The 25,118-nt window shown below is 35.9% G+C and carries 24 protein-coding genes; 18 read left to right on the plus strand and 6 right to left on the minus strand.

The genetic code is table 11. The features are described from left to right. The first annotated feature begins 31 nt into the window (after positions 1 to 31). The 4 genes from C1N55_RS05535 (at position 32) to C1N55_RS05550 (ending at position 3,060) form a co-directional block, all read left to right on the plus strand. The gene (locus C1N55_RS05535; protein WP_137730546.1) at positions 32 to 337 is read left to right on the plus strand and encodes a YlaH-like family protein; all 306 of its coding nucleotides are present in this window, start codon (positions 32 to 34) and stop codon (positions 335 to 337) included. 214 nt (positions 338 to 551) lie between these two features. Then, positions 552 to 1,505, plus strand: coding sequence for an ABC transporter substrate-binding protein (locus tag C1N55_RS05540; protein ID WP_137730547.1), 954 nt, complete (start codon positions 552 to 554; stop codon positions 1,503 to 1,505). Further along, entirely contained in the window at positions 1,506 to 2,273 is a 768-nt protein-coding gene (locus tag C1N55_RS05545) for an ABC transporter ATP-binding protein (protein WP_137727896.1), read from the plus strand. Further along, positions 2,266 to 3,060 (plus strand): ABC transporter permease, encoded by a 795-nt coding sequence (locus C1N55_RS05550; protein ID WP_137727897.1) that lies wholly within the window; start codon positions 2,266 to 2,268, stop codon positions 3,058 to 3,060. Before C1N55_RS05545 ends, C1N55_RS05550 begins: the two co-directional genes overlap by 8 nt. Positions 3,061 to 3,107: 47 nt before the next feature. Here C1N55_RS05550 and C1N55_RS05555 read toward each other — a convergent pair whose 3' ends face one another. Both C1N55_RS05555 and C1N55_RS05560 read right to left on the minus strand, forming a co-directional pair. Then, positions 3,108 to 3,311, minus strand: coding sequence for a YlaI family protein (locus tag C1N55_RS05555; RefSeq protein WP_137727898.1), 204 nt, complete (start codon positions 3,309 to 3,311; stop codon positions 3,108 to 3,110). 16 nt (positions 3,312 to 3,327) lie between these two features. Beyond that, on the minus strand, positions 3,328 to 3,828 hold the full coding sequence (locus C1N55_RS05560; RefSeq protein WP_137727899.1) for a peptidyl-prolyl cis-trans isomerase: 501 nt from the start codon (positions 3,826 to 3,828) through the stop codon (positions 3,328 to 3,330). 175 nt (positions 3,829 to 4,003) lie between these two features. Here C1N55_RS05560 and C1N55_RS05565 point away from each other — a divergent pair, with 175 nt between their 5' ends. The 3 genes from C1N55_RS05565 (at position 4,004) to pyc (ending at position 9,037) form a co-directional block, all read left to right on the plus strand. Then, entirely contained in the window at positions 4,004 to 4,285 is a 282-nt protein-coding gene (locus tag C1N55_RS05565; RefSeq protein ID WP_137727900.1) for an Fpa/YlaN family protein, read from the plus strand. A gap of 135 nt (positions 4,286 to 4,420) precedes the next feature. Then, complete coding sequence (locus C1N55_RS05570) at positions 4,421 to 5,590, plus strand: FtsW/RodA/SpoVE family cell cycle protein (RefSeq protein WP_137727901.1); 1,170 nt, start codon at positions 4,421 to 4,423, stop codon at positions 5,588 to 5,590. Positions 5,591 to 5,602: 12 nt separating this feature from the next. Beyond that, complete coding sequence (pyc, locus tag C1N55_RS05575) at positions 5,603 to 9,037, plus strand: pyruvate carboxylase (protein ID WP_137727902.1); 3,435 nt, start codon at positions 5,603 to 5,605, stop codon at positions 9,035 to 9,037. Between the two features lie 284 nt (positions 9,038 to 9,321). On the opposite strand, the gene C1N55_RS05580 is transcribed toward pyc, so the two are convergent. Then, positions 9,322 to 10,251, minus strand: coding sequence for a COX15/CtaA family protein (locus C1N55_RS05580; RefSeq protein ID WP_137727903.1), 930 nt, complete (start codon positions 10,249 to 10,251; stop codon positions 9,322 to 9,324). 1,079 nt (positions 10,252 to 11,330) lie between these two features. Here C1N55_RS05580 and coxB point away from each other — a divergent pair. The 6 genes from coxB to C1N55_RS05610 all read left to right on the plus strand — a co-directional run bounded on the left by coxB (position 11,331) and on the right by C1N55_RS05610 (position 16,940). Beyond that, positions 11,331 to 12,401 carry a cytochrome c oxidase subunit II gene (coxB, locus tag C1N55_RS05585; protein WP_137727904.1) on the plus strand — a complete coding sequence of 357 codons (1,071 nt, stop codon included), beginning with the start codon at positions 11,331 to 11,333 and terminating at the stop codon, positions 12,399 to 12,401. 34 nt (positions 12,402 to 12,435) lie between these two features. Then, positions 12,436 to 14,328 (plus strand): cytochrome c oxidase subunit I, encoded by a 1,893-nt coding sequence (locus C1N55_RS05590; RefSeq protein ID WP_137727905.1) that lies wholly within the window; start codon positions 12,436 to 12,438, stop codon positions 14,326 to 14,328. Then, complete coding sequence (locus C1N55_RS05595; protein ID WP_137727906.1) at positions 14,328 to 14,951, plus strand: cytochrome (ubi)quinol oxidase subunit III; 624 nt, start codon at positions 14,328 to 14,330, stop codon at positions 14,949 to 14,951. Before C1N55_RS05590 ends, C1N55_RS05595 begins: the two co-directional genes overlap by 1 nt. 1 nt (position 14,952) lies before the next feature. Next, the gene (locus C1N55_RS05600; protein ID WP_137727907.1) at positions 14,953 to 15,294 is read left to right on the plus strand and encodes a cytochrome C oxidase subunit IV family protein; all 342 of its coding nucleotides are present in this window, start codon (positions 14,953 to 14,955) and stop codon (positions 15,292 to 15,294) included. Positions 15,295 to 15,477: 183 nt separating this feature from the next. Continuing rightward, on the plus strand, positions 15,478 to 16,398 hold the full coding sequence (gene ctaG / locus C1N55_RS05605; protein ID WP_137727908.1) for a cytochrome c oxidase assembly factor CtaG: 921 nt from the start codon (positions 15,478 to 15,480) through the stop codon (positions 16,396 to 16,398). An 80-nt stretch (positions 16,399 to 16,478) separates the two neighbouring features. Beyond that, on the plus strand, positions 16,479 to 16,940 hold the full coding sequence (locus tag C1N55_RS05610) for a DUF420 domain-containing protein (protein ID WP_137727909.1): 462 nt from the start codon (positions 16,479 to 16,481) through the stop codon (positions 16,938 to 16,940). 202 nt (positions 16,941 to 17,142) lie between these two features. On the opposite strand, the gene C1N55_RS05615 is transcribed toward C1N55_RS05610, so the two are convergent. Then, the gene (locus tag C1N55_RS05615) at positions 17,143 to 17,508 is read right to left on the minus strand and encodes a YugN family protein (RefSeq protein ID WP_137727910.1); all 366 of its coding nucleotides are present in this window, start codon (positions 17,506 to 17,508) and stop codon (positions 17,143 to 17,145) included. Between the two features lie 149 nt (positions 17,509 to 17,657). Here C1N55_RS05615 and C1N55_RS05620 point away from each other — a divergent pair, with 149 nt between their 5' ends. From C1N55_RS05620 to C1N55_RS05630, 3 genes are all read left to right on the plus strand, one after another. Continuing rightward, positions 17,658 to 18,728, plus strand: coding sequence for a CAP domain-containing protein (locus tag C1N55_RS05620; protein ID WP_137727911.1), 1,071 nt, complete (start codon positions 17,658 to 17,660; stop codon positions 18,726 to 18,728). Positions 18,729 to 18,866: 138 nt separating this feature from the next. Then, the gene (locus C1N55_RS05625) at positions 18,867 to 20,345 is read left to right on the plus strand and encodes a UDP-N-acetylmuramoyl-L-alanyl-D-glutamate--2,6-diaminopimelate ligase (protein ID WP_137727912.1); all 1,479 of its coding nucleotides are present in this window, start codon (positions 18,867 to 18,869) and stop codon (positions 20,343 to 20,345) included. Positions 20,346 to 20,515: 170 nt separating this feature from the next. Continuing rightward, the gene (locus C1N55_RS05630) at positions 20,516 to 20,962 is read left to right on the plus strand and encodes a YlbF/YmcA family competence regulator (protein ID WP_137727913.1); all 447 of its coding nucleotides are present in this window, start codon (positions 20,516 to 20,518) and stop codon (positions 20,960 to 20,962) included. A 247-nt stretch (positions 20,963 to 21,209) separates the two neighbouring features. On the opposite strand, the gene C1N55_RS05635 is transcribed toward C1N55_RS05630, so the two are convergent. Continuing rightward, a complete protein-coding gene (locus C1N55_RS05635; protein WP_137727914.1) occupies positions 21,210 to 22,136 on the minus strand; it encodes a glycerophosphodiester phosphodiesterase family protein in 927 nt (308 codons plus the stop codon). Between the two features lie 336 nt (positions 22,137 to 22,472). On the opposite strand from C1N55_RS05635, the gene C1N55_RS05640 reads away from it, so the two are divergent. Further along, positions 22,473 to 22,745: a YlbG family protein gene (locus tag C1N55_RS05640; RefSeq protein ID WP_107933808.1), complete on the plus strand. Its 273-nt coding sequence runs from the start codon at positions 22,473 to 22,475 to the stop codon at positions 22,743 to 22,745. Between the two features lie 504 nt (positions 22,746 to 23,249). Here the strand turns inward: C1N55_RS05640 and C1N55_RS05645 are convergent. Beyond that, on the minus strand, positions 23,250 to 23,639 hold the full coding sequence (locus C1N55_RS05645; protein ID WP_137727915.1) for a DUF7147 family protein: 390 nt from the start codon (positions 23,637 to 23,639) through the stop codon (positions 23,250 to 23,252). A 55-nt stretch (positions 23,640 to 23,694) separates the two neighbouring features. Between C1N55_RS05645 and C1N55_RS05650 the strand changes: the two genes are divergently transcribed. Then, a complete protein-coding gene (locus tag C1N55_RS05650; protein WP_137727916.1) occupies positions 23,695 to 25,104 on the plus strand; it encodes an RNA polymerase II in 1,410 nt (469 codons plus the stop codon). Positions 25,105 to 25,118 lie beyond the last annotated feature (14 nt).

Raw genomic sequence — 25,118 nt, forward strand, 5'->3', positions numbered from 1 at the left:
TACAGGTGAAACAGCCTTTGTATTCGGACGTATGTCTGGTATCACCCGGTATCTATATGAAAATTTACCAAGCTATGCAGTTGCTGGATATATAACATTTTTTTTAATATTTATTTTATCTGCTATCGTTTATAAGCTAGGGTTTGCTAAAAATGATTTAAAATTAATTCAAAATATTATTATCTATATTTTCCTATTTATAGGATGTATCGTATTAACGTTTTTAGCACTTTTCTTACCGATGATCGAAGGTTTAATTGTGGCAGCATTAATCTTGATTCTTTACAAAACACGTTTATGGCGTGAAAAACGAGAAGAAAAAAGAGCTGCATCATAATAATATGTTTTATAAATAAGAGGATGACTCAAGTGGTTGAATGATAACTGCTGGGTTCATCCTCTTTTTATATTCGAGCAATTGCAAAACTCCTAGGTATTCACACATTTTTCCTATAAAGCATAATCTACTCTTGATAAACAAGTACCTTTTAGGGGAGGTTGGAGCATTGAAAAAATGGGTGAAGTCTAGTCTTTTGGTTGTAATAACAAGTATGATGGTTCTTCTCATTGCAGCATGTAATGATTCAGAGGAGCTTCAAACGGTTAAAGTTGGTGAAGTTACTCGCTCCATTTTCTACGCACCTCAATATGTAGCTATTACCCAGGGCTTCTTTGAAGAAGAGGGGTTAGATATAGAATTATCTACAGTCGCTGGAGGAGACAAGACGATGACTGCTTTGTTATCCGGTGGTATTGATATTGCTCTTGTCGGTTCGGAAACGTCAATTTATGTGTCTGCACAAGGTGCAAATGATCCGATTAAAAACTTTGCGCAGTTAACACAGACCGATGGCACATTTTTAGTAGCACGCGAAGAAATTGAAGATTTTTCATGGGATATGTTAAAAGGGTCCACATTCCTTGGTCAGCGTAAAGGTGGAATGCCTCAAATGGCTGGAGAGTTTGTGTTGAAGAAACACGGTATTGACCCTCAAGCGGATTTAGAGTTAATACAAAATATTGACTTTGCTAATATTTCTACGGCTTTTGCGTCTGGAACAGGCGATTTTGTTCAATTATTCGAGCCAACTGCTAGTGTTTTTGAGCAAGAGGGACTTGGACACATCGTTGCTTCATTTGGTACGGAGTCGGGACACTTACCATATACAGTATTTATGGCTAAGGAAAGTTTTATGAAAGAAGATTCGGAAACAATTGAGAAATTTACAAGAGCATTGAAGAAAGCACAGGATTTTGTTTACGAAGCATCAGCAACAGAGGTGGCAGAAGCGATCCATCCATTCTTTGAGGATACAGATGTGGAATTGATTGCAACTGTAGTTGAACGATATCGTGAACAAGAATCATTTGCAAAAGACCCAATCTTGGATGAAGATGAGTGGAATAACCTACAAGATATAATGGATGAAGCTGGCGAATTACCAAAGCGTATGGATTATAACGAATTAGTAGATACGACGTTTGCGGAGAAGGTTTTGGAGTAAATGTCCTTTCTAAGTGTCAGCAACATCCACCATACGTATTTTTCCAAAGAGGCTGCATCTGAGGCATTACATGATATCAACCTTACAATAAATAAAGGGGAGTTCGTCTCCTTTATCGGTCCTAGTGGCTGTGGAAAAACGACTCTTCTCTCGATTATTGCGGGTCTTTTTGAACCCACTTCCGGTTCTGTTAAAATTGAAAATCAAGAAGTATATGGAAATAGTAATTTGTCAATTGGCTATATGCTGCAGCAGGATTATCTTTTCCCTTGGAAAACAATTGAGGAGAATATCACTCTTGGACTGAAGCTGCTAAAAGATGAAAAACAAAAATACGGAAATGTAGCCTCCAGTCTTTTAAGAGATGTAGGGTTACCGCCTGTAGAGAAAAAGTATCCGAGGGAATTATCCGGCGGGATGCGGCAAAGAGTGGCATTAGCTAGAACTCTTGCAGTAGATCCGAAAATTCTTCTACTGGATGAACCATTTTCAGCGCTTGATTACCAATCGAAATTAAAGCTGGAAGATTTAGTTTTCAGCAAATTAAAAGAATATGAAAAAACTGCGGTACTGGTTACACATGATATTGGTGAAGCCATTGCCATGAGTGACCGGATATTCCTTTTTTCTGCACGTCCAGGTAGACTTCATCAAACCTTTGAGGTACCAGAGGAATTAAGAACTTTGATTCCTTTTGAAGCAAGAGCGCATTCAAGCTATTCCGACCTTTTCCAGACGATATGGAAGGAGCTGGAAAGTCTTGAATAATACAAAACTACATGAACAATTTCTGCTATCACTGAGAAAAGAAAAAAGATGGGTACGATTTTACCAATTATTAATTCTCATCACATTCTTTGGATTGTGGGAAATCGCTTCTCGTTTAAGATGGGTCGATCCATTAATCTTTAGTTCACCTTCCAAAGTAACGAACTTACTTATTGACAAGATTGCAGATGGTTCTATTTTGGTGCATATCAGCTATACATTATTTGAAACGGTACTTGGGTTTATCATAGGTACTTTACTAGGTACAATATTGGCAGCAATTCTATGGTGGTCACCTTTTTTATCTAAGGTGCTAGATCCATATTTAGTCATATTAAATTCTATGCCAAAAGTTGCTCTTGGACCAATTCTTATTGTGGCAATGGGACCTGGAATGAGCTCGATAATTACAATGGGGGCAATCATTTCGGTAATCATTTCTACAATAGTTATCTATACGTCCTTTCGTAATGTTGATGCCAATTATCTAAAAGTAATGCAAACCTTTAATGCGACCAGATCTCAAATGTTCAAGGAAGCCATCTTACCTTCGTCGTTCCCAACGATCATCTCCACTTTGAAAGTAAATGTTGGATTATCGTGGGTTGGGGTTATTGTCGGTGAGTTCTTAGTATCATCGAAAGGACTGGGTTACTTAATCATTTATGGCTTCCAAGTATTTAACTTTAACCTTGTTCTTATGTCTCTGCTCATCATCGCTGTATTTGCAACAATTATGTACCAGCTGGTTGAATTGCTAGAAAAAAAGCTTATAAAAAGTGAATAAAAGAAAAAAATCCTTGAACATTTTGGTTCAAGGATTTTGGGTTTTTATTAGAACTCCTCATCGACTGGGGATGAAGTACGGAAGAATCTAAAGTTTCCAGTTGCTAATCTTTTTTCGGTATTTATGGCAATTCGATCATAACATTCCGGACACGTATAAGTGTGAATCGGTCGATTACGTAATTTCTTTGCTAAAGGTACGTCATCATCAAGCTCATTGATTGAATCACAAATCACACATTTGACTCGCATTTACATTGGCCTCCCATTAGTCAACTCGAATAGCTGCAATATTTTTAATAGGGTTGTCAACGTTTGATCCATCAGCAAATAAAAGGTGTACAGGACCACCCTCTGCAATTGGTTTACCGTCCTGACTGTATTTAAAAATAATTGTATTTGCTTCTTTGATGGAAAAAGCTACTTCTTGACCATCCGCTAATTCGAATACAACTTGCTTTGCATGTTCTTCAATTTCAGCATTTTTTAAGAAATGTTTTATTTCCATTCCAAATGTACCAGTTTTCATTCCTTGACGGTCGAACTTTCTTTCTGTTTTTAATGTTGGAGGAAAAGTAGCACCTTCCATAATTTCCCGAGACCAATGTCTACCTGTATTTAGAAGATATTTTAAATCTTCATCTTCAACTTCTTGTTTTTCCAAGAAAAAAGTTTTTAAATCTATTCGACGATCATCAAAGATCCAAACAGTTGGATCTAAAGTAATTTTATATTTAACTGCACCTTTAACTGGTATAATACTTTCCATTTAAAAAGCCCCCTAAATCTATATATCCATATTAGTATAACGCTACTTATAGGAAATAATAAAGAAATATAAATCAAAATTACCTTTTCATATGTAGACACTTGCAATTTTAGCAGCTAAAAGATAAACTTTAATAAGATAGAATAGAAGAAATTCAAATGATGGGGGCGTCCTCATGGATACGAAATCACAAGCTTCCTACCAGGAACAAGCTTTGGAATTACTGCTAAATGACGCAGATAAAATTGCACGTTTAATAAAAGTTCAAATGGATCATTTAACAATGCCATCATGTCCTTTATATGAAGAAGTTCTAGATACTCAAATGTTTGGCTTATCACGGGAGATTGATTTTGCTGTAAAGCTAGGATTAATTGATCGTGAACGAGGAAAAGAAATTCTAGATACATTAGAAAAAGAACTTTCCTTGTTACATGAAGCATATACAAACAAATAATTTAAAACTCAAACGCATTTTGGCGATTTGAGTTTTTTTTACAGATAAGTTTATCTGCAAAAGGGAAACGAAGGCTTATCCGCGAATAAGGGTAATGCGTGACTTTAGGTTTCCGACAAAGATGGGGAATTGAAAATGAAAAAATATCTAAATTACTATGTGAGGAATTTTGATTATCCTTTATTCTTTACCTATTTATTTTTATGTCTATTTGGACTTGTTATGATTTATAGTTCGAGCATTATGGTCAGTATAGTCGAAGAAGATGGAACACCTACATACTACTACCGGAAGCAATTATTAAACTTGGTCATTGCTGCTTTTGCATTTATCGTAGGTGCATTTTTCCCATATAAGCACTTCAGCAGTAAAAGAATCATGCAAATATTGTTATTTATCACATTCATTTTACTATTTTGGGTTAAGATTGATGGAATAGAGGCAGGGGGGGCAAAAAGTTGGATTAGTTTATTTGGGCTCATGAACTTCCAACCTTCCGAATTTGCTAAACTATTTATAATCTTATATTTTGCTGGTGCCTTTTATAGAAAAAGTTTAAATAATCCAATGGAAAATTTAGAGCCAAACAATATTGTTTATCCAATTCTCGTTTGGCTGGCCATAATCTTGTTTGTTGGTACAGAAACAGATTTAGGTGCCGTATTAATCTTATCGGGTATTGCGGTAGCAGTAGTTGCTGCTAGCGGTATTCAATTTAAAAAGTTTATCAAGTTTTTCACAGTGTTAATAGGTTTCGGTTCTGCCCTTATAGGCCTAATAATACTAGTGAAAGGTAACGAAATCCTTACAGATAACCGAATTGGCCGTATTCAATCATTTTTAAACCCTTTTGAATATGAAAGCGGCTCCAGTTATCAGGTGATTAATGGATATATAGCAATAGGTTCCGGTGGTTTAGAGGGGGTTGGTTTAGGTCAATCCATTCAAAAACTCGGCTTTTTACCTGAGCCACAAACCGATTTCATCATGGCAATCATCGCAGAAGAGCTAGGAATATTAGGTGTAATTATTGTATTAGGTGGTTTAGGCTTTATCATCTTTAGAGCGCTAACAATTGCTCTGAAAACTAGGGATCCACTTGCTAGAATGATAGCAGCGGGGATTGGTAGTTGGATCGCTGTTCAATCTTTTGTTAACCTTGGGGGATTATCGGGACTTATCCCGTTAACCGGTGTTACGTTACCATTTATCAGTTATGGCGGAACATCTATATTATTATTATCTTTTGCAATGGGAGTATTAGTGAATGTTTCCATGTATGTCAAGTTGGAAAAGAAGTTATAAGGGGGAATCGTTGTGAAGAAAATTAACAAAATTTTAGTAGCAAACCGAGGAGAAATTGCAATTCGTATTTTTCGTGCCTGTAACGAATTGAAGCTTAAAACAGTTGCAATTTACTCAAGGGAAGATAGTGGTTCATATCATCGTTACAAATCGGATGAATCTTACCTAGTAGGGGAAGGTAAAAAACCGATTGATGCTTACTTGGATATCGAAGGAATCATCGAAATCGCAAAGCAAGCAAATGTTGATGCTATTCACCCTGGATATGGCTTCTTATCAGAAAATCTAGAATTTGCTAGACGCTGTGAAGAAGAAGGCATCATCTTTATAGGTCCAACTTCAGAACATCTAGATATGTTTGGTGACAAGGTAAAAGCAAGAGAACAAGCGATAGCAGCAAAAATCCCTGTTATCCCAGGAACTGATGGACCAGTTTCAAGTATCGATGAGGTAATTGAATTTGGTGATTCTCACGGCTATCCATTAATGATTAAAGCAGCTCTTGGTGGTGGCGGTCGTGGTATGCGCTTAGTACACACACAAGATGAGCTTGCGTCTAGCTATGAACGTGCAAAGTCAGAAGCGAAAGCTGCCTTTGGTTCAGATGAAGTGTATGTGGAAAAAGCAATTATTAAACCAAAGCATATAGAAGTACAGATTTTAGGGGATGCTTCAGGTAATATTGTTCACTTGTATGAACGCGATTGTTCAATTCAAAGACGTCATCAAAAAGTGGTGGAAATTGCCCCGTCCAATTCAATTTCAAAGGAACTGCGTAATCGAATCTGTGATGCTGCTGTACAATTGATGCAAAATGTCGAATACATAAATGCAGGTACTGTAGAGTTTTTAGTTTCGGGAGACGAGTTTTACTTTATTGAAGTCAACCCTAGAATTCAGGTTGAGCATACAATTACTGAAATGATTACTGGAATTGATATTGTTCATGCACAAATAAAAATTGCTGAAGGTCATCATCTACATTCACAGGAAATTGGTATTCCAGCACAAAGTGAAATACCACTTTTCGGGTACGCGATTCAATCACGTGTAACAACAGAGGATCCAGCAAACGATTTTATGCCAGATACAGGAAAATTAATGGTTTACCGCTCGAGTGGTGGATTTGGTGTACGTTTAGATGCAGGGAATGGATTCCAAGGGGCTGTAGTGACTCCTTACTACGATTCACTGCTTGTTAAAATTTCTACTTGGGGTATGACGTTTAAAGAAGCATCCGCAAAAATGCATCGAAACTTAAGAGAGTTCCGTATCCGTGGTGTTAAAACAAATATTCCATTTTTAGAAAATGTAGTACTTCATGATAATTTTATCTCGGGTGTGTTTGATACAAGCTTTATCGATACAACTCCAGAGCTATTTAACTTCCCTGTACGTAAAGACAGAGGAACGAAAATTTTAAACTATATTGGGAATGTAACGTTAAACGGATTCCCAGGAGTTGAAAAACGATCAAAACCGATTTTAGTTCAACCAAATAAACCGAAATTTGATTTGAAAACTGAGATACAACCAGGTACAAAGCAAATTTTAGATGAGCGTGGAGCAGAAGGGCTAATCTCATGGGTAAAAGAACAAAAAGAAGTATTGTTAACTGATACAACTTTCCGTGATGCTCACCAATCTTTATTAGCAACTCGTGTACGATCTCAGGATATGTATCAAATTGCAGATTATAATGCGCGCATGTTAAATGATTTCTTCTCATTTGAATTGTGGGGTGGAGCAACATTTGATGTAGCTTACCGTTTCTTAAAAGAAGATCCATGGGCACGTCTTGAAAAATTACGTGAGCAGATGCCAAATGTATTGTTCCAAATGCTTTTGCGTGGCGCAAATGCTGTGGGCTATAAAAATTACCCTGATAATCTGATTCGTGAATTTATCAAAGAATCGGCATCTTCTGGAATTGATGTATTCAGAATATTCGATAGTTTAAACTGGATTAAAGGAATGGAAGTTGCGATCGATGAAGCTCGTCAAACTGGAAAGATTGCAGAAGCAGCAATTTGTTACACAGGCGACATACTGGATGATTCTCGTGGAAAATATTCTGTTCGGTATTATAAAGATATGGCAAAAGAATTAGAAGCTGCCGGTGCTCATATTTTAGCAATAAAAGATATGGCCGGTTTATTAAAACCTGAAGCAGCGTATCGATTAATTTCTGAATTAAAAGAATCGACTGAATTGCCAATTCATCTTCACACACATGACACAAGTGGAAACGGCATTTACACGTATGCCAAAGCAATTGAGGCTGGTGTAGACATTATTGATACAGCGCTTGGTTCAATGTCAGGTTTAACTTCACAACCAAGTGCCAATTCATTGTATTATGCTATGAAAGGTGGTAAACGTGAAGTGCGTGCGAATATCGATGCACTTGAACAATTATCAACTTATTGGCAAGATGTTCGTACTTTCTATAGTGACTTTGAAAGTGGTATGAATAGCCCGCATTCAGAGATATATGTTCATGAAATGCCAGGTGGGCAATACAGTAATCTTCAGCAACAAGCGAAAGCAGTTGGTTTAGGCGATCGTTGGGATGAAGTGAAAAAAATGTATGCACGAGTAAACCTATTATTTGGTGATATCGTAAAAGTTACTCCATCATCAAAAGTAGTTGGGGATATGGCATTGTTTATGGTGCAAAATGACCTGAACGAAGATAATATCTTCGAACGTGGTTTAACGATTGATTTCCCTGATTCAGTAGTTGAATTATTCCAAGGTTATTTGGGTCAAATTCCAGGCGGATTCCCACAAGAATTGCAAAAGGTAATTTTAAAAGATCGAGAAGCAATTACTGTAAGACCGGGAGAGCTCCTTGAACCAGTGAATTTTGAAGAGCTTGAAAAAACTCTGACAGAAAAAATAGGGCGTCCGGCTACACACCAAGATGTTTTAGCTTACGCATTGTATCCTAAAGTGTTTGAAGACTATGTAACTGCCCAGGGACTATTCGGAGATATCTCGGTATTAGATACACCTACTTTCCTATACGGTTTAAAGCTTGGGGAAGAAATCGAGGTTGAAATCGAAAAAGGAAAGACATTAATTATTAAATTGATTGAAATTGGAGAGCCACAACATGATGGAACACGTATCATGTACTTCGAACTAAACGGTCAATCTCGTGAATTAGTAATTCAAGATATGACGGTTGAAGTAGATGGAAACGTAGCATTAAAGGCAAATCCAAGCAATCCAAATCAAATTGGCGCAACAATGCCCGGAACAGTACTAAAAGTTGTTGTTTCTAAAGGTAGCCCAGTAAAACGCGGCGATCACTTACTTATTACTGAAGCAATGAAGATGGAAACAACTGTTCAAGCACCAAAAGATGGTATTGTTAAAGAGGTATACACAGCTGCAGGAGACGCCATTTCAACAGGCGACTTATTAATTGAATTAGAATAGAAGTAAGGGCAACGGAGATTTCCGTTGCCCGTTTTATGTTTTTTTTTAGAGATATTTTTTAGTTGAGGAGCGGCAACTAAAATATTTCTCGATACCTGAAATAGATTGAATAGGTTGGTTAGGGGTAACTGCTCTATTTTCGATACCTGTGTGGCTGTTTTTAGTTGTTAAACGTATGCGAGTTCACTTCCTCAATCAGGGAACCAGTCAATTTTCAGAGGATATGCTCTAGCTTTACTTCCAGCAAAAAAATAAGAGTGTAGCGAACGATTCGCTACACTCTTCTAAATATTTTTTTCATTATAAATACTGCGTGAAACTAGTAAAATCATGTAACAGAATATACCAAACAAACACGAGATAAATAATGAATGGAATAATGACACGAACAAATTAAGCTTTGTAAAAATAATCAGCATGCCTGTTGTCATCTGTGCTAATAAGATTAGGAACGCAATGAGCCAACCCCAATAAATAACACGTTGGTTCTTATAATGCTTAAGGACATGAACCAGAATATATGTAACCCAAATAAAAATTAATAGTACTGCAAATCGGTGTCCCATCTGAACCCATTCATACATATTATTTGGTAGAGCAAACGGATTTTCATTGTTACAGAATGGCCAATCTGTACAAACTAAGCTAGATTGTGTATGTCGAACTAATGCGCCTGTATAAACAACCAAATATGAATAAATTGAAACGCCTAATGTATGCCATTTAAGTTTTTTACCAATATATACTTTATCGGCATCAAATTTAGTATCTACTTCAAATACAATCATGGCTAGTAGCAAGACACTAGCGAATGAAATTAAGGATATTCCAAAGTGCAGTGCAAGGATAAAATCACCTTGACCCCATAGAACCTGAGCAGCACCAATTAATGCTTGGGCTACTAAGAAAAAGATTGCTAAAATTCCTAAAAATTTCACTTCACGAATGGAACCAAGTTTACGCCAAGTTCCAATTACTAAAGCTAGAACAAGTATTGAGACGGAACCTGTAACAAATCGATGTGAGAATTCTATTAAAACCTCTTTTGTTATTTCTTTTGGTATAAGGGACCCATTACAATCAGGCCAGTTTCGACCACAACCTAAACCGCTTTCAGTTTTTGTAACAAGGGCTCCACCAAGAAGAATAAGCAACATACCGATTGTTGTAGCTAAAGCAATCCATTTCAGTAATTTACTTTGATTATGTTGCATTTTATGAGCCACCTACTTTTTCTATCAATACGCTTATTAGAAAAACATTGTTATCGCCAAGTAAGGCTGTAATTGAAGTTTTTCTATACACTGACAAAAATTATTAGCTTGGACAAAATGATCAGTGTGAAAAGCATCTCTGCTTTTATGATGATAGCGAATAAATAGATAAAAGACAACTTCAAACGGAAGAAGGTTTCAGGAAGCGAAAGGGTTTTCACAAATTGTTCATAATTTCGTGCTATTACATTCACAAATCTTCCCGTAAAATGCATTACTATAGAGATGTTCATATTACATTTGGCTAACATATTCTGCATTTTGACAAACTTCATTGAAATTTAACTTAATGTCTAGAAATCGCGAACAAATTTCGATATAGTTATTGTTAGCGAAATATGCTTACAAAAATGAAAGGAACACAGATTTCTTGCTCTAAACTGTTTTTGTTCGGTGTTTAAGACCGCGACTACTTGCTTTCGAAAGATTTTCTTGCACTTATTTAAAATAGAATTTTGTAATTCATTTTTTTTCCAAGGGAAATAAGAGAAGAAAAGTCATGGTTTTTATCATTAACAAAGAAAGTAGAAGACATTGAATCATTATGCTTTCATAATGTGTAGGTGAAGTTTTGTTATGTAAGGCGATTTATGTTGCCGACATGTGTGACTAGTTGGAATACTAGCGAATGTCCTATTCAGAGAGGTCAAGAATTTGGGTATCAAAATAATAGCGGTCTTACTTATTATTGTTATTTGTAGCATGTAACATTAAATATAAGAGGCTGTAAATTTGCTAAGGAATATCAAACGGCATATATACCAATGCTATTGAAGAAAGTCTGAGAAGACTTAATGTTAATATGGTAATATGTAGTCTGTCTTTAGTAGTTACTTTTATAGAAATACTTTGTACAGGCCGTATCATTTTTGGCTACACTATTGAATATGCTTAGCTGTCTCTAGATGGGTGCTTATTTATTTTGGAATTCTTCTTTGAAAAGGGATTCACATAGAACTAAAAAACCAATATCCTGGTTACACATGAAATACAACAAAGAAAGAGGGGTTAATTAAGCAATGATGAAAGGGCTTAAAAAATGGCGTCTTTTCTCACTGTTAGCAGTAATGACAGTATTTCTTTCTGCATGTGGTGAAGAGTATATTACAACTCTTAAACCAACAGGTGCAGTGGGGAAAGAACAATTTAATTTACTATTATTCTCAATTGCAATTATGGCATTAGTAACAATAGTAGTATCAGTTCTTTATTTGTATGCTTTTATGAAGGCTCGCCGTTCTAAACTTGGCGAAGACTACATGCCAAAACAAGTAGAAGGAAGTCATACATTAGAAGTGATTTGGACAGTAATTCCAATCGTATTACTTTTAATCTTAGCAGTTCCTACTTTAATTTCTACTTACAAATTTGCTGATGTAAAAGCAATGGATGAAGTAGATGAAGAAGGAAACAAAACAGCTTTAACAGTGAATGTTACTGCGAAATTATATTGGTGGGAATTTGAATATCCAGAACAAGGTATTGTAACAGCGCAAGAACTGGTTGTTCCTACTGGCGAAAAAGTATACTTTAATTTAAAAGCTGCTGATGTTAAACACTCATTCTGGATTCCTTCAGTGGGTGGTAAAATGGATACAAACGTTGAAAACGTTAACAAATTCTATTTACAATTTGATAAAGAATCAAAAGATTTAGAGCAAGGCGTTTTCTATGGAAAATGTGCAGAGCTTTGTGGTCCTTCACATGCCTTAATGGACTTCAAAGTTAAAGTTCTTGCACCTGCTGAATTTAATGATTGGGTAGCTGCAATGCAAGCAACAGAAGGTCAAACAGCTTCTGCTGAGTCAGCTGACCTAGGTGAGCAAACATTTGCAAATAGCTGTTTAATGTGTCACGCAGTTTCTGGTGTAGGTGCTTCTGGAGCAATGGGGCCAAACTTAACAACGTTTGGTGATCGTAACCGTGTTGCAGGAATCCTTGACCATACTGAAGAAAGCATTGAAGAATGGGTTGCTGACCCAGAAAGCATCAAGCCAGGTAACTTAATGACTGGTAAATATGGTGAACTTTCAGATGAAGAAATCAGTGCAGTTGCCGATTACATTATGGGATTATCTATTGAAGATTAATACGAACTAGTAACACTTGAAGGAGGTAAAAGTTGTGAGCTCTGCCGCAGTTACAAATAAAAAGGGCTTTGGAGCAACGTTATGGGACTATTTAACAACTGTCGATCATAAGAAGCTTGGCGTGATGTATTTACTCGCTGGTACATTATTCTTTGCAATCGCAGGTTTTGAAGCGCTTTTGATGCGTATTCAGTTAATGGTACCAAACAATGATTTTGTTTCAGCCGGTACATTTAATGAATTATTAACAATGCATGGTACGACGATGCTATTCTTAGCAGCGACACCATTGCTATTCGGATTTATGAACGCAGTCGTGCCTTTACAAATTGGTGCACGTGACGTTGCGTTCCCGTTCTTAAACTCTTTAGGATTTTGGTTGTTCTTCTTAGGAGCACTTTTCTTACATTTATCATTCTTTTTAGGTGGAGCTCCTGATGCAGGTTGGACAAACTACGCATCTTTAGCATTATATTCACCTGGTCATGGTATTGACTTTTATGTTTTAGGTTTACAAATTTCTGGTGCGGGTACGTTGATTTCTGGTATTAACTTCATCGTTACAATCATTACAATGCGCGCACCTGGTATGACATTTATGCGTATGCCATTATTTACTTGGACTTCTTTAATTACAAGTGCTTTAATTACATTCGCATTCCCTCCACTAACAGTAGGTTTGTTCTTAATGTTAGTTGACCGTATGTTCGGTGCAAACTTCTTCGACCATACAATGGGTGGTAACACAGTTATTTGGGAGCATTTATTCTGGATTTTTGGTCACCCTGAGGTATATATCTTAGTTTTACCTGCATTCGGTTTGTTCTCAGAAATCATTCCGGTATTTGCTCGTAAACGTTTATTCGGATACTCTTCGATGGTATTCGCAACAATCTTAATTGGTTTCTTAGGATTCATGGTATGGGCCCACCATATGTTCACTACTGGACTTGGTGCTACAGCTAACGCGATTTTCGCCGTTGCTACAATGGCAATTGCCGTTCCTACCGGTATGAAGGTATTCAACTGGATCTTAACGATCTGGGGCGGTTCGGTTAAAGTAACAGTACCAATGCTTTATGCACTTGGTTTCATCCCTTCATTCGTAGCTGGTGGGGTAACGGGGGTTATGCAGGCAGCTGCACCACTTGACTACCAATTACATGATTCTTACTTTATCGTAGCTCACTTCCACTACGTAATCGTTGGTGGTATCGTTACAGCAATCTTTGGTTCAATGCACTTCTATTGGCCAATTATGTTTAACCGTGCTTTAAGTGAGAAATTAGGAGTATGGACTTTCTGGATTTTCTTCATCGGATTCCATTGTACATTCTTCATTCAACATTTCTTAGGTTTAATGGGTATGCCACGTCGTGTATTCACTTACCAAGCAAATCAAGGATGGGATTTATTTAACTTTATCTCATCAATCGGTGCTATTTTAATGGCAATTGGTGTAGTTTTATTAGTAATCAATATTATTATCTCTGCTAAATCTAAACCATTAAATTGCCGTGATTACTGGGGAGATGGACGTTCACTTGAGTGGGCAATTAAAACGCCAGTACCATTCTATAACTTTAAACAAACTCCACTTGTTCGTGGATATGATCCATACTGGTTAGAAAAACATGATGGTAATGAAGAGGGTATGATTTATGCAGAACCACTAGGTGACATTCACATGCCTAACAATTCAATTTTACCGTTAATCATGTCTATCGGTACTTTCGTTGCTGCATTTGGTTCACTATACCATCCAGATGGCAAAGCATGGGCTATTCCAGTATTAATACTTGGTTTAGCAATTACTGTTGGAGCAATGATTGTTCGTTCAGTAAAAGACGATCTTGGTTTCCATGTTCATGTTGAAGAAATTATCGCAACTGAGGAACAGCTTTATGGAAAAGGGGGTAACAAATAATGGAAGAAACTAAATTTACCCCTCAAACTTGGCCTGATAAACCAGAACAAGCAACAATGGAAGGGAAAAATAAATTCGTAGGAATTTGGATTTTCATTTGTAGTGATATCACACTATTTGCCAGTGTTTTTGCTACTTACCTTTCTTTAAAAGATAAAGGGCCAGCAGGTATGGAATTTTCTGCTGCTTCATTATTTGAATTACCATTAGCATTCGTAATGACGATGTTGCTTTTAACATCATCATTAACTTCTGTTTATGCAATGTATCATTTGAAAAACCATAATTTCAAAGGCGTTCAAATTTGGATGAGTATTACTGTATTATTAGGTCTTGGATTCCTTGCCCTTGAGATTTATGAGTTCTATCACTATGTACACATTGGTTTTGGTTATACACAATCAGCGTTCTCTTCTGCTTTCTTTACATTAGTAGGGACGCACGGATTGCACGTAGTAATTGGTTTAGTATGGATTGTATGTTTAATCGTACGTAATGCAAGACGTGGATTGAGCCTTTACAATGCTCCAAAATACTATGCCGCTTCTATCTTCTGGCACTTTATCGACGTAGTTTGGGTATTCATCTTTACTGTAGTTTACTTGATGGGGGTGTTAGGATAATATGGGACACGATACACAAGTTCAAGCGAAATCTAAAAAACAGTATGAGTATGATCGTCATCATAATGCTGTTCACATGCGTAAGCAAGTAGTTAATTTTGCGATTATGATTTTCTTAACATTCTTAGCATTTGCTGTAGTAGTAGCAGACTTTTCACCTTATTTCATTAAGCCTGTAATTCTGTTATTAGCGGGTGTTCAAGTTGTTTTACAATTATATTCATTCATGCATATGGATGATAAAAAAGCTAGCCACATAGGTGTTATTTCAACATTTGTATGGTTTGGAGCTGTAATCGCATTTACGATGTTCTTAACTTTCTTAACAATTATTTGGTGGTAAGAACAAAAAACAAGTCGCTCATCCTGAGCGACTTGTTTTCATTTTACAAAATATGATATTTTGAAATATACAAGTAAGTAGAATTAGTAGGGAAATTGCTTTTAATTGTCATACTTCGTTCATTGATGTTACGATGTAAGCGTTCTATAATAGAACTACTGAAGTTTAAAGGAGCGCATGATTATGCCATTAAGTATATTTGGTTTTCAAGCACTGTGGAGTCCTTATTTAATAGGAGTTATACTATTTTTAACTGTTGTATATTTTTTAGTAACAGTTGTTTGGAGAAAAGATTTTAAAGTTAGTGAACCTTTAAAAAAAGGGGAAGCAACTTATTTTATATTAGCTATGATTTTACTTTATGTGATTAAAGGATCTCCGATTGATTTAATGTCTCATATTATGTTTACATATCATATGGTGCAAATGGCTTTTCTTCTATTACTAGTACCGATGCTTATTATAAAAGGAATTCCTTGGTGGGTATGGAAAGTAGTTATAGAATTACCTGTCGTACGTAGTATTTTTAAGATATTTACACAACCAGTTGTGTCGGCTTTTGTTTTTGCCATGATGTTTTCGCTATATCATATGCCGGGCATATTTGATGCCATTAAATTAGATGAAACATTCCATGGAATTTTTACATTTTTTTTATTCCTATCTGCCTTCTTTATGAATTGGCCGTTAGTTAGTAATATTCCGGGTCAAAAGCAAATGAAACCTCTATATAAAATCGCCTATATTATTGCCAACGCGGTATTAATAACACCTGCCTGTGCTTTAATTATTTTTAATCCAAATCCAATGTATTCAACATACACAGATGGACAAGCTTGGTTAAAAGCAATGGAGCTTTGCGTACCGGCAGCGACACTTTCGAGCCTTTCATTATCTGGGCCAGAACTCTTCAATAATATGAAACCCCTTGAAGATCAGCAATTAGGTGGCGTTTTAATGAAAATTATTCAAGAGATTATTTTTGGTGTTGTATTAGCCACTGTATTTAGAAGATGGTGGGTACAAGAAAAGAAAGACGATAAAGCCATTACAGAAAATGCTTTAAGAGACTTTCAAGCAAAAAAACAAAGTCATCAACACTAAATGGGGCTTACTTTAAAAAGAGGTATCAAATGTTTTACTTTTAAAAAAATATAGATAACTAAATGATAGGAGAATGTAAAATGGGTGTACCTATTCTACCTACAATTAGTACTACATTTATTGTAATTAGTGCTGTGTTAGTTGCAATTGGATGGGGTCTAATTTATAAGAGAAAAATTGAAGCGCACAAAAAGGTAATGTTAGCTGCTGGAGTTTCAGCCTTAATCTTCTTTATCATTTATGCTTCTCGAACTATTTTTGTTGGAAATACATCATTTGGTGGTCCAGATGAAATAAAAGTGTATTATACATTCTTTTTAATTTTCCACATAATTTTAGCTACAGTTGGTGCTGTATTTGGTGTTGTTAGTATTCTGACAGGCTTAAAAACTAAACTAAGCATTCACCGAAAAATCGGTCCAATCACTAGTATTATTTGGTTTTTTGTAGCTATTACCGGTGTTGCGGTTTATTTGCTGCTGTATGTGATTTATCATGGTGGAGAAACAACTTCACTCATCAAAGCAATACTCGGGTTCTAATTTGAAACGAAACAGTCTTTTAAGCTTGTCTTTTAAGGCTGTTTTTTTGTTGATAAAAATGGAATGGATTTAGAATTAATATGTAACCTTGCCAAAAAAGACCACAAAAATTACTAGAAGATTCAGTATGGATTACATTTCATTTGGAAAAACTAAAAAAAAGACATGGAAAGTACCTCCATGTCCTTTATGTATTCTTAAATTATGCTTCAATACTAAAAGCAGCAAATTCTTTTTTAATATTTGCTAAAATTTGTTCGCATTCTGTCACTAGATGTTTTGGGAATACTTCATCTTCACCGTATTCTACACCATGTGGATAGTAGTATTTACCAAGTGCAGGTTTTGCGATTTTTAGAATAGCTGAGTTATTACCAACGTCTCCTGAAATAGCTTGGCAGAATACTCGTAAGTAATAACGGCCTTCTTTTAAATCAAAACGTTTATCGAAAGTCATACGATCAAAATCCCAAGCACCGTGGCATTCTAGACCGTTTTTTCCCATAACGCTTACAAGAAGTTCCTGTTCAGCAGTAATATTTTCAAGTGTCTTGTTATCGAAATACATAAAAAATCCTCCTTTAGCTAAATCGTACATAAAGTATACGCTCATTTTTTATAATAGAGCAAAATTTCTTTTGTTGCAATGGCAACATTGTGTCAACAACTAGATTATTGATATAATAGTAGCATTAAATCTAAAAGGATAGAGATGAAATGAAAACTCTTTTTCGAATATTGATTGTCCTTTCTTTTCTTGCAATTATCTTTTTTTACTCTTCAAGCTCAGATAATTATGAACCTTTAGAAGGGCCGAATACTACATCGCAAATCATTCCAAAAACAAATAGTGAACAAGAAATTTCTCAAGATTCATTACCCCGTCCAGAAACTGGATTATCAACTTTGATTGGTAAAAGCAGTGATGAACTGATAAAGCTTTATCAAGAACCAGCCCGCTATGATAAATCTGCCTACGGTTATGAATGGTGGATTTATAATCAGGAGCCAGATCAATTTATGATGTTTGCCGTTGCTGATGGTGCGGTAATACAGGTCTATACCAATTCAATAGAGTTGGATATTAGTCCTTATAAAATTGGGCAATCACTTGAAGACATCTATAGTATGACGATTATCGAATCAGAAGTTAATGCAACGATAGAGAACGATATTTATACCTTTACAATGAGTGAAGATGATATGAATACAAGAATTCTAACAAAATTCGATAATATCTTTGCACAGCTCTACATTGATAGTGAAACTGGCATGTTAAGCGGTATTCGATTTACGGATAGCAAATCATTAGTTATTCATCGTCCATATGAGATGTCCTTTGTTGGGAAATTATTATCCCCTCCAAGCCCTACTTCCTATTTAATAGAAGAAAGCAATAAGGCAAATGCAACCATAATTTATGACTTATTAAATGTATTCCGAGTAAACAATAATTTACCTATTATTTCTGAGGATGAGGCGTTAACTTTGGTTGCTATGGAGCATAGTGAAGAAATGTACTCTCAAAGTTACTTGTCCCATGAATCGCCTACGAAGGGTTCATTAGAAGAAAGGTTAGAATCTGAAGGAATCCTTTATAAAAATGCAGAAGAGAATATTGCTACTTCTTACATTGATTCAATTGAAGCTGTACATGGTTGGTTAAACTCTAGTACACATCGAAAGTATATGCTAGATGAATCGTATACTCGAGTGGGCTCAGGGACATTTATGAATTATTATACGCAAATCTTCATTGAAGAAGAAAAAGATGAAATCGAAGAATAGTGTGGTAAGGAACCTCTTAGTCGAGTAAATTGGCTATAGAGGTTCTTTTTTTAAAGAAAAATAAAAATTTAATGGCGATAATATATTTTAGTGTCACTATTCACACCTAGGCATAAAATAGGGAAAAGGAGTGACAACTTGCAATTAGCCGAACTTTTAAAAGAATGGCCATGTACTGTTAAAGGTGGCTCTATTCGAGTTGAAGTAAGTGGAATTGAGGATTATGCACAAGGTGTTAAAGAAGGCGATTTATTCATCGTTCGTAAGGGTCGAATGTCTGATGGATTAAAATATGTCGATATGGCAATTAATAATGGGGCAATTGGAATTGTTATTGAAGATGAAAAACAGCTGGATTCCTTAAAATTATCTGTGCCTGTTATCTGGGTTCCGAATGTCTTAAAATTTATGTCGTATAGTGCAGCAAAGCTAAATCGATTCCCAGCAGATGCTATGCAAGTTATTGCAATTACAGGTACGAATGGTAAAACAACCGTAAGTCATTTTATCGGACAGCTATTACATGCACTACATAAAAACGTAATAGTCATTGGAACAAATGGTATATACATTAACGGTGTCGAAGTAAACATTGATTATGAGCATTTAACGACACTTCAGCCAAAGCATCTACACAAAATTTTAAAAATAGCGGTTAGTCGTGGTGTTCAGTATGTCGTATTGGAAGCATCTTCAATGGGTCTTGCAAAGCATCGGCTAGATGATTGTTCAATTGACATTGGGGTCTTCCTGAATTTAGCAGAAGATCATATTGAAGACCATGGTTCCTATGAAAAATATAAAGCTGCTAAACAATTACTTGCCACACTTTCGGAACAACTTGTATTAAATGGGGACGATTCTTTTTGTCGTACAGTAGGGCTACAGGCAAAAAAGAAAAAAGCTTATTTTGGATTGGGAAATCGCGTGGACTATCAATTGCAGCTTCTTGCTGAAGGACTAACGACTTCAACTTGTTGTCTACAAAGTAATAAAGGACAGAAAGTATTTTCGATTCCCTTTGTTGGCGAACATCATCTGCAAAATACCATCGCTGCTATTACAACTGTTAGTGAGTTAGGTCTTCCGATTGAAGATATTTGCGATGTCGTTGAAAACCTGACTTTACCTAATGGACGATTAGAATCAATCGAAAATAACTTAGATTTAGATATTTATATAGATTATGCTCATACTGAAGCAGCATTGAGAGCAGTCCTACAAACATTAAATAAAACAGTCAAAAGAGATTTAATCGTACTTTTCAGCTGTGGCGGTGACCGAGATAAACACAAGCGGATCAAGATGGGGGCTGTCGCTTCCAAATATGCTGATATGATATATTTAACTACTGATAATCCTCGAAGTGAAGATCCGGAACTCATTAATTCTCAGATTGCTGCTGGTTTTTCTCCGAAACAGAAATATGAAATGATTTTAGACCGTGGAACGGCAATTGAAACCGCAATTTGTAAGGCAAAAGCTGGAGACACTATTTTAATTGCTGGAAAGGGTCATGAAACTACCCAAACAATTGGTTCAACAGAAATCAGCTTTTCCGATTTTGAAAGTGTAAAGCTTACACTTCAAAAATTATTAAAAGACCACATAGATTAAAAGATTGTCCCAGAGGTTTGTTTTAGCAAACTTTTGGGTCATTTTTGTTTTTCAATAATTAACACTTTTTACAAAAAAATTCTTTGACTCCATTAAATTTAAGAACTTCTTAATTCAAACTTTATTGATTTTCTGCTATGATGGATAATAGTAGATTGGAGGAAGTAATGATGATAATGACATCAGAATGGGCCTTCATTTTAGATGAAGCAGATGAATTAAGTGCAATGATCCTTTCTTCAGAACAAGCTCAAACATTACGTGGTGCATATGACGAAGTATATCGTGATGAAGATTTAGCTCATCAAATTTATGCATTCAATCGCATGAAAGAACAATATGAGGATGTCCAACGATTTGGTAAGTATCATCCTGATTATCATACAATCATGAAACAAATTCGCCAGCAAAAAAGAAGTCTAGATTTAGATGAACGTGTAGCGAATTTAAAAATAGCAGAAAACGATTTTCAAGATTTGCTTGATGAAATCAGTCTGATCATTGGAAAGTCTGTTTCTGAAGCTGTTAAAGTACCGGTAAGCAATCCATTCTTTGCAACTAGCTCTTCTTGTGGAACAGGATGTGGCAGTGGCGGAGGCTGCTCTTGCTCTGCTTAATATGAATCGTCTCTTTGGATAGAGACGTTTTTTTATTGGAAGACTAGTAAATATGGGACAAACCTATATCAAGAGCGTAAACAAGGTGAAGGGGCCTTAAAATGAAGTTCATTACGTTGATGAAGCAATGTGGGCAAGAGATTGTTCTAAAATGAAGTTCATGTCCCATATGAAATACAAAAGTGAGCGAAGCGAGTACTACGGCACTAAATAGCCTCGAGGACAAAAATCCCCGAGGCTATTTCAATTATTCAACTTCATTCTTTTCATCTTGTATACTTTGAAGAACTGAAACTGCAATATCTGGTCGATCTGTTACGATGCCTTTAGCTCCGTTTTCAATTAAAGATCTCATAGTTTCTTCATCATCAATAATCCAGTAGTGTACCGGAATGTTCAACTTGGCTAAAAAAGCGATAAATCTTGGTGTATCTAAAGAGACAACGCCGTGCTTTGTTGGGATTTGGAATACGTCCACCTTTGGATGGTAAAGATGGCCAAATTGGCTTGTGAATGCTGTAAAGGCTTTTCTTACATCATTTTCTCCTGCACCCAAGGCAACGCGATTTTGTGCGTATAAATTGAAACGATCTATCTGTTCACTGTAAAAACTTGTTAGGACTATACGGTTTTGTGCTTCAAACTCTTCAATCAGGCGCCATAATTTAGATGGCATCAAGCTTCCCTCATACGTATCAGGATGATCCTTTATATCAATATTGATATACATATTAGGGAAAACTTCCAATAGTTCCCTCAAACTCACGATTTCAACTTTTTTATCCTTATAAGGGAATTGTCCTTCTAAGTCCTCGAAATGATAGCCAAAGTTTAATTGTTTTAATTCCTCTAATGTAAAGTCTTTTATAGAACCTGTTCCGTCACTTGTACGATCTACTGTTTCATCATGGAAAACGACAATTTCTTCATCTTTTGTCAGGCGAATATCGATCTCAAAACCATCTACACCTAGTGACTGTGCTTTTTCAAACGCTACCATTGTATGTTCAGGGGCTAAACGAGAGCCGCCTCGGTGTGCGAGTACAATTGGTCGGTCATATTGTAAAACTTCTTTATCTTCTCTTTTTTGAGGTTTTATAATGGCTTTACTACCAGCCCAAGCTGCTGCACTAGCAGCTGCAATAGCGATAGCTACTTTTGTTTTTTTACCCATGGATATCCTCCTTGAATCCTACTCTTAGTTTGTTCGTATTCAGAGCTTGTTTCTAACAATTAATCTTCATTTTAAATTGGTGGGGTTCGCCCCTTAAAATCAAATTTAAAGTCCATCTAGGAGGTGAAATTTCTTTACTGTAATAAGAACTTAGCTTAAAGGTATTCTTTAATATTCATCACTGAAAATGGACATAAGTAAATCTAAATGAAAGTAAAAGAATTGTAAACACTCTAAACAGATTATAACGGAAAATATATACCAGTGTCACTAAACTCTGTTGCTATCAAAATTGACATTATGGTATTCTTTTATGTAAGAAATGAGGGAAGTGGAATGCAAGAACGACAAGGGTTAATTGTATATATTCATCAGTTAAAGCATGCAAAAAGTCTAAGAAAATATGGACATGTACATTATATTTCTCGTAAGTTAAAATATGTTGTTATTTATTGTAATCGTCAGGAAATTGAAGGAACGATAAATAAAATACAACGCCTTCCTTTTGTGAAAGACGTTGTAGAGTCGTTTCGACCGTTTTTAAAAACCGAGTTCGAAAATGCCAAACCGGATAAGGCGAAAGAATATGATTATAAGGTCGGTTTATAATTTTTTTAAGTAAATCGGCCTGTATAAAATTTCAATAAGTTTCTAGCAGTAAGTGCAAGCATCTCAAACAATTTTTCAAATCGCCTGCAAGTATTAGAAAAATTGGCTGATTGCAAAGGTTTGGCAATCAGCATTAGTCTGCCAAAGAGCGTCCTTTTGTCGATTCTTTCGAAGCACAAGGATGTGCAAGTGCCGACAAGACATACGGATGTGGCGTTTTTGTCGGCCAATTGTTTTCGGAGATGGGCGAGCACCTTCCGCTTTTCTTGTCTAGCTGCAGGTGCTATCTCCTCGACAATTTCAGAATCGCCTGCAAGGACAACGAGCGTCCTTTTGTCGATTCTTCCAATTGTTTTCGGAGATGGGCGAGCACCTTCCGCTTTTCTTGTCTAGCTGCAGGTGCTATCTCCTCGACAATTTCAGAATCGCCTGCAAGGACAACGAGCGTCCTTTTGTCGATTCTTCCAATTGTTTTCGGAGATGGGCGAGCACCTTTCGCTTTTCTTATTGCTTTGGGGGAATAAAATGATTCATTCGTAAAATCCCAATTAGATGCTGGTAAAACAACACAGGTTCTGAAAACACAGAGGAATGTTTTATTTCCATTGGAATTGCTTTTTTACCTAGTTCATTTAGTGTTTCTTCAAAGATTTCAAGTCGTTTTGAAGGTTTTTCGGGATTATATGGAATTCCTTCGCGACATACATAGATCGGCATAAATTTACTTTCCCCTACCGGTTTTAAGGCCACGGCAATGGAAGCAACCTGTGCGTCTCCTTTATTTGCTATAAAGATAAATGCATGATGATATCTTTTTTCGTTTGTTTTAATAAGTTCGCAAAGTTCATAAATGTCTCCAAACCCACGACCAAGTTCAATAAATTGTTGAATCAACTTTCACACATCCTTTCCGATAACAATAGTATCACGACGAAAGGGGGGAAGGCACATGAAATATGCAATAAGTTTTTTGGGCATTTTACTGCTCGTAATTTGCGGAAATCTCTTCATTCAGTATCACGTGTTTTCAGAAAAACTTGAAACTGGTGAAGATGATTTTACATATACTCAGGAAATTGAAATTACATATCGAAGTGGAAGTTTAGATATTCGACAGCATTTTCGCAATTTATCGAACCAATCCATTGATATTTCTTGGCCAAACTTAAGTGTAAGTACGGATTGTTTTTTAGAAACAGAAACTAGTTGTGATCGTTTGAACGAAGATAAAACAAAATTTGAGGCTTCTGAAAGCACAAATGCGTCATTATCCTATATCATCCCCTTGGATGGTGGGCTTACATCCAATCAATTATTTAAGGATATTTTCGCCACACTTAAGAATGGACAAGCGGCATATACTACTGTTCATATTTCGACAGACAGTGATGTGTTGGGGCAGTGGATTACTGGTTTACCGTTAATCGGTAGTCAGTCACTTTCACTTGTGAACTATTCGATGTTTGGCGGAACAGGGGATATTTCAGAAATTTACTGGCAAAATGGAGTAATGAGTATCCAAAAAGCGAATGATCTTTTATCAATTTATTCAAAGAATTCATTGAGTCCAGAACTTAGTGAACAGTTGAAGACCTTTAATCTTTTAAATGAAAATCATATTGCGATCGTTCAAGGGAAAAATCTTTCGGCTCGACAGGGTAAGCGAATCTTGTTTTTAGAAGAACTTTCGAGTACCTCTTTAAATGAACAGGTAAATGTTGCTCAAGTTAAGACACAATATGATTTAGTCGAAAGTCCTCATTGGTTAAGTGAAGTAATAGCATCCTTTTTAACGGATTCAACTTTTGGAAGTAACAAATCTATTGAAATGGTAAATACTTTAAAAAATAAAATGTCAGATGCCCAGATGTTAAGCTGGATCCAAAAATTGATGGATTTAAAAGGAACAAAACTTTCAAGTAAAGAATTAGACGAACAATTAACAGCTGTATTGGGTATGCATACGGAGTATTTTGCTATGAATGAAAACACTGAACAATTATATCCGTTCTTATTTAATGACGAAAGAGAAGTCTATTTAGAACAAAAATTAAACAAGGATATAAAGGTCATTTTGAAAGATGGACAAATCCTATATTCCTTAGATGCCATCATGCAAGGAATAGGGTATCAAACTTCCGTTGGTGAAAATGGCTATTATGTTCAAAATGAGACGCAAAAATTTAGATTTCCTCAAGGGTATGGATTTTATGTTTACAACGATCAGCGATATAATACAATTTCCGAACCTCTTACGGTGTTAGCGGGTAGCTTTTATATCGAGGAAACATGGCTACAAAGACTTTTCAATATAGACATACAAAAAACAGAGAGTACAATCTCAATAAAACAAAAATAAGTTTTGTCTGATCT

Source organism: Lysinibacillus sp. SGAir0095 (assembly GCF_005491425.1).
GTDB lineage: Bacteria > Bacillota > Bacilli > Bacillales_A > Planococcaceae > Ureibacillus.